The organism is Rhodococcus sp. EPR-134 (assembly GCF_001647205.1).
In the GTDB taxonomy this organism is placed as follows: Bacteria; Actinomycetota; Actinomycetes; order Mycobacteriales; family Mycobacteriaceae; genus Rhodococcus_F; species Rhodococcus_F qingshengii.
Genome location: NZ_LVCT01000361.1, coordinates 1 through 5,548 on the forward strand (window position 1 = coordinate 1; position 5,548 = coordinate 5,548).

4 protein-coding genes are annotated in these 5,548 nt (G+C 63.8%); 2 read left to right on the top strand and 2 right to left on the bottom strand.

Annotated elements, in window-relative coordinates:
* Positions 1 to 319: NUDIX domain-containing protein (locus A2J01_RS16295; protein WP_156519293.1), on the bottom strand; the 319-nt coding region annotated here is incomplete at its 3' end.
* Between the two features lie 139 nt (positions 320 to 458).
* Here A2J01_RS16295 and A2J01_RS16300 point away from each other — a divergent pair.
* Together A2J01_RS16300 and A2J01_RS16305 are read left to right on the top strand one after the other, a co-directional pair.
* Positions 459 to 2,594 carry a bifunctional lysylphosphatidylglycerol flippase/synthetase MprF gene (locus A2J01_RS16300; protein ID WP_054187377.1) on the top strand — a complete coding sequence of 712 codons (2,136 nt, stop codon included), beginning with the start codon at positions 459 to 461 and terminating at the stop codon, positions 2,592 to 2,594.
* A gap of 4 nt (positions 2,595 to 2,598) precedes the next feature.
* Complete coding sequence (locus A2J01_RS16305) at positions 2,599 to 4,866, top strand: DUF2254 family protein (protein ID WP_064113103.1); 2,268 nt, start codon at positions 2,599 to 2,601, stop codon at positions 4,864 to 4,866.
* Here the strand turns inward: A2J01_RS16305 and A2J01_RS16310 are convergent.
* On the bottom strand, positions 4,828 to 5,548 hold a 721-nt coding region (locus A2J01_RS16310; protein WP_231915801.1), incomplete at its 5' end, for an alpha/beta hydrolase. The genes A2J01_RS16305 and A2J01_RS16310 overlap by 39 nt on opposite strands.

The following is a 5,548-nucleotide window of genomic DNA, read 5'->3' on the forward strand; positions in this document are numbered from 1 at the left end:
TGACGTAGTCGTCGAGCCGGCCGATGATCTTCGATTCGGGAACGTCGACACCCAGCTCCTCGGAAAGTTCCCGAACCGCTGCCTGTTCGGACGACTCGCCCGGGTCGACGCTTCCGCCCGGCAACGCGAATTGACCGGGGTGGGCGCGCATCTTGCTCGGCCGCTTCGTCACCGGGAACACTGGTGTTCCGTCCGCTGTCCGCATGACGACGATGACCACCGACGCCGAGCGCCTTCCGTCCAATTCGACCGACCGAGGTTCGAAAGCGGCAAGTGAGGCGACCACGTGGTCCCGATTCAGTAAATCTCCGTTCACCATGGCTCGACAGTAGCGCCACGAGACTGAGACCCTCAGCCAGTCTGGTCCATTTTGGCCGCTTCGCCTGCTTATCGGTCTGTATTCCTGTCATGCTGAACAGGCAGAATCCACCGTGCGGCATGGCGAGAAGAGAACCTCGATGGCTGAGCAGTCCCAGACCCCCACCCCGCAGACCGACCAGAGCGCGCCGGGCGCGTCGAATCGGGCCTCCCGCTTCGCCTCCGACACGCTGAGCGTCCTGCGGCGTGTGCCGTTCACCGCGAGCGTAGTGCTCACCATCACCGTCGTCGGGATCGCGACGGGCGCCCTGTGGAATCACGTCCGTACCTACTCGTGGTTCAACGACATCGCCTACGGAGTTCCTGCCTTGCAGGAAGGCAAGTGGTGGACTCTCGTCACGGGGTGGTTCTTCGGATTGACGCCGGGTCAGTATGTTTCGATCATCGTCGTTTTTGCCTTCGCGGTCGGCTGGTGCGAATGGCGCCTGGGAACCAAGAACGCGGCCATCGTCACGATCAGCGGTCAGTTGGCGGGCGAACTCGGTGCATCGCTCCTCCTCTGGGCGGGCAGCCACACCGACTGGGATTGGGCTCGCAACCTCGCCACCCACCGCGACGTCGGCGTGACTACTGCAATCATCGCCGCACTCGCCGCGACCACAGCAACACTCCGCTCGCCCTGGCGAATGCGAGTCCGCGCCATTCTGTGTGCGTACATTGCGATCGCGTTCCTCTTCGAAGGCCGCCTCGCCGACGTGCAGCACCTCATCGCGGTCGCGATATTCCTGCCGGTGGGCGAGAAGTTCTTCGGCGACGGAGAGCGCGGGTTCATCCCCCGAACGCGACGCGAGATCCGCCTGCTCGGATTCATCGGCCTGCTCCTGATCGGCGTGGTCGAGATCGCCGTCTGGCTGTTCCCCGGAAGCGGACCGTTCGGGCCGACGGAAGCCGAAACCGGTTCGGGCTGGACGGCATTGATCGACGTGGTCATCGTTGCCCTCATCGCGGACCAGTTGCGACGAGGTCGCCGCTGGGCCTGGTGGGTTGCCGTGGTGTTCGGTTCACTGACGGTCTTGGCCACCGCCCTCGTCCTCGTTTCGGTCATCTTCTTCGACTACGAGAGCGCCGGCGCCGTCACGGTCGGTACCGCGCTGCTCTGGCTTCTCGAACTCATCTTGTTGATCAAGGGCCGCCACGCTTTCCACGTACCGATGCGGCGCAAGATTCGAGGCGGGCCGTTGTCCGGGAACGATCCGCGCGCCGCCGCTCGGGAACTGCTCAAACGGCACGGCGGCGGAACCATGTCGTGGATGACGACGTGGGACGGCAACAGTTACTACTTCGGCGAGTCGGGTGAGAGTGTCGTTGCATTCCAACGGCATGTCGGTGTCGTCGTGGTCCTGGCCGATCCGATAGCGAGCCCCGACCGACTTGCCGCAGCGGTGGACGAATTCACGACGATGTCCGAAGCCAACGGCCTCACTCCCTGCTTGTTCTCCGTGGGGAAGGAGACAGCCGATGCCGCCGCCCGGCGTGGCTGGCGCACCGTTCAGGTCGCCGAAGACACGATCGTCGACCTACCAGAACTGCAGTTCACCGGTAAATCCTGGCAGGACATCCGCTCGGCCCTCAACAAGGCCAAGAAGGACGACATCACCTTCCGGATGACAACATTGGCCGACGAGCCGTTCTCCGTATTGGCTCAGGTGCGCGCCATCTCCGAGGAATGGGTGGGCGACAAGGGGCTACCCGAGATGGGGTTCACCCTCGGAAGCGTCGAGGAGGCGCTCGACCGCGACGTCCGGGTCGGCTTGGCCGTCGACCCGACCGGAAGCATTCACGGCGTCACCTCGTGGTTGCCGGTGTACGGCGAAGGCGGCGTGGTTCAGGGTTGGACACTCGACGTCATGCGTCGACGTCCCGACGGGTTCCGTCCGGTGGTCGAGTTCCTCATCGCATCGTCGGCCCTCGAGTTCAAAGAACAAGGTGCCCAATTCGTCTCACTGTCCGGAGCACCGCTCGCACGCAGCGACGACGGCGCCGACGCCGCATCGATGGACCGCCTGCTGGACATGCTCGGAGCCGCGATGGAACCGCTCTACGGCTTCCGGTCTCTTCACGCGTTCAAGAAGAAGTTCAAGCCGAGGTACGAAGCCGTTTTCCTGTGTTTCCGCGACGAGGCCGACCTGCCTCGGATCGGAATCGCACTGACGCGTGCCTACCTGCCCGACGCAACGGCTCCTCAGCTGATCAAGCTCGCCACCAGCAAGAGTTGACGCCGTGCGGTCCTGGTTCGAGCACACGGTCGTCGACACCGGCAGGCTCCCGCTGTTCTTCCTCCTACTCGCCTTTGTCCTGACGTTCCTGTTCATCCGCTTCAGCGTCCGGATGATCCGGGCCGAGGTCTCGTGGTGGCCAGGCAATGTCACGCCCGGTGGAATGCACATCCACCACATGGTTTTCGGTTTGATGATGATGCTCGTGTCCGGCTTCGCCTTCATCGCTCTGGCCGACTATCACACCCCGATCGCCAATTGTGTTCTCGCGTCGGTGTTCGGTATCGGCAGCGCGTTGGTCCTCGACGAGTACGCGCTCGTGTTGCATCTGCGCGATGTCTACTGGGCCGAGGAAGGTCGCTCGTCCATCGACGCGGTGTTCGTTGCCATCGCGATCTCGTTCCTTTTCCTTCTCGGGGTCCACCCGATCGGGTTCGCGGGAGAGTTCGACCCGTACGAGCAGGACCGTAGCCTGGCGACGTTGATCGGCGTTGTCGTCGCGATCGTCATCCAACTCGGACTCGCCGTGATCACGTTGATGAAGGGCAAACTCTGGACCGGCTTGATCGGGCTGTTCTTCACCCCACTTCTGTTGATCGGAGCAATTCGGTTGAGTCGCCCGGGTGCCCCGTGGGCGCGCTCGCGTTACCGCGACAAGCCGGCGAAGATGAGCCGGGCAGTGGCCCGTGAACAGCGTTATCGCGAGCCGATGATCCACGCGAAGATCTACGTTCAGGAAACGGTGTCGGGAAGTTTCGGTTCCACTCCCCCGCCCCCACCACCGCTCCCCGTCGTCGACACCACAACCCCCACGTCGAAGGTCGGATTGTCGCGGCGGCTCTCGGACAGAATTCGCTGGCGTCGAACTCGCCGACGACTACGAACAGTCCCGGTCTGGCGTCTCCCCGTGATCCTCGTCGTCCTGTCCGTCGTCACCGCGAACATCCTCGTCGGGATCGACGGAGACCTGGTCAGCGACGGCGACGTCGGTACCATTTCCGAGGGCGTCGACGCCGGGGCCACCGCGACGCTGCTCAGCGTCATCGCCGGCGGGATGATCACTCTCACCGGTCTGGTGTTCACCGCCATCACCCTCGCAATGCAGTTCGGCGCCTCGCAGATTTCGGTGCGGGTGGTCCCGATGCTCGCGCAGCAGCGGGTGATGCGGTGGTCGATCGGCATGTTTCTGGCCACGTTCGTCTTCTCCTTGATCATTGCGCTCGATCTGGCGCTCGATTCGGAGAATTCCTCACCGACCATCTCCACAGCGATCGCACTGCTTCTGGCATTGGCCAGTGCGATCCTGTTCATCGCGTTGGTGGCGAAGGTCGGGTCGATTCTCAATTCCAGTCGGTTGCTGCGTTGGATAGCGGCCCAGGGCCGGAGCGCGACGATTCGTGCCTATCCGCTGTACGAGGACCTGCCCTCTGGCGCACCGAAACCCAGTCAGCCGCTCCCCCTACCCCAACCGCGCGAGTCCGAGAACTCCGAGAGTGCCGACGCACTGGTGATTCGCCTGCGCCACCTCTCACCCGACGGCCGGATTCTGCTGGCGATCGACCTCGCACGACTGCAGCGGTTGGCCGGCCGCTGGGACGTCTCGGTCGAAGTCGTCCCCAGCATCGGCGAGTTCGTCGCCCAGAACGCGCCCCTCTTCGAGGTACGCGGACCCTCGCTGAAGGTACGCCCGGACACTTTGATGTCGTGCTTGATCTTCGGTGACACGCACAGCCCGGTCGTCAGCCCCGGTGCAGCGCTTCAGTCGATCGTGGACATCGCGCTCAAGGCACTGTCACCCGCCATCAACGACCCGGGCCGAGCCGTCCAGGCTCTCGACCACATCGAAGATCTTCTGGTACTTCTCGCCCCGCGGGTCCGCTTCGACACGTCAACCTCGGATCTCACGCTGATCAGAGGGCAGCAACGCACCTGGACCGATTACGTGTCCGTCGCCACCGACGAGATCCGGCACTTCAGTACCAATTCCGCGCAGGTCCAGCGTCGTCTGCGCGCGGTATTCGCGACCTTGCTCGAAGCCTGCCCGCCGGACCAGCACCCTCCGCTACTCGAGCGCGTCGACGCACTCGATGCGCAATTGACCCGAGAATGGACCGGCGCACTCGACCTTCGGCTCGCGAGTGTGGCGGATCCGCAGGGACTGGGCTCCGAAGCCGGGGCGACCGGAAGAATTCACCCGCTGATCATCGGGTCTTCGGAACTTCCGGACGATCGTTCATCCGGGCAGACCGAGTCGCGTTCCCAGCCAACCTAATTGACTCGCCAATCCAGCCGACCACACCTGGAAGCTGTGCCCTCCGTCGACCTCGGCGTACTGGACGTCCATCCCTGCGGTCTTTGCGGCTTCGTAGAGCGTTTGAAGACCTGGGCGGTAGTCGTTGTCCTGTTTGCCGACCACGAACACCCCGGCGCTGTCGGGGAACTTCTTCTCCCGGAGCAGATCCTGCGGATTCACTGCCACGAACGCGGCTTCATTGCCGCCGAACGCTGCATCGACCGTCTGCTTGCGATCGCCGAGTGTGGGTTCGATCTGACCGGACAGATCCAGGAACGTCGGATATACCGCTGGGAAGTTCGTTGCCATCTGGAACGCGCAGGTACCGCCGTAGGAAAGTCCCCCGATCGCCCACTTCCTCGGGTCTGGATCCACCTGGAGGTTCCCGCGCACCCAGTCGGGAACATCGCGCGAAAGGTACGTCGCGACGTTCCCGAGTTGAGAATCGACGCAGAGCGGATTCGCCAGTTCCGACCCGGTCCCGTCAGCAACGACGACAACGGGAGCCAAGCCCGAATGCGCAGCGGCGTAGGCGTCCATGGTCTGGACGAGACGTCCGCCCTGTAGCCAGTCCTCGGGCGCGCCTGGTTGGCCGGCAAGCAGGACCAACACGGGCAACTCCGGTCGCGGGTTGGTGAAATACGCGGGCGGTAGGTAGATC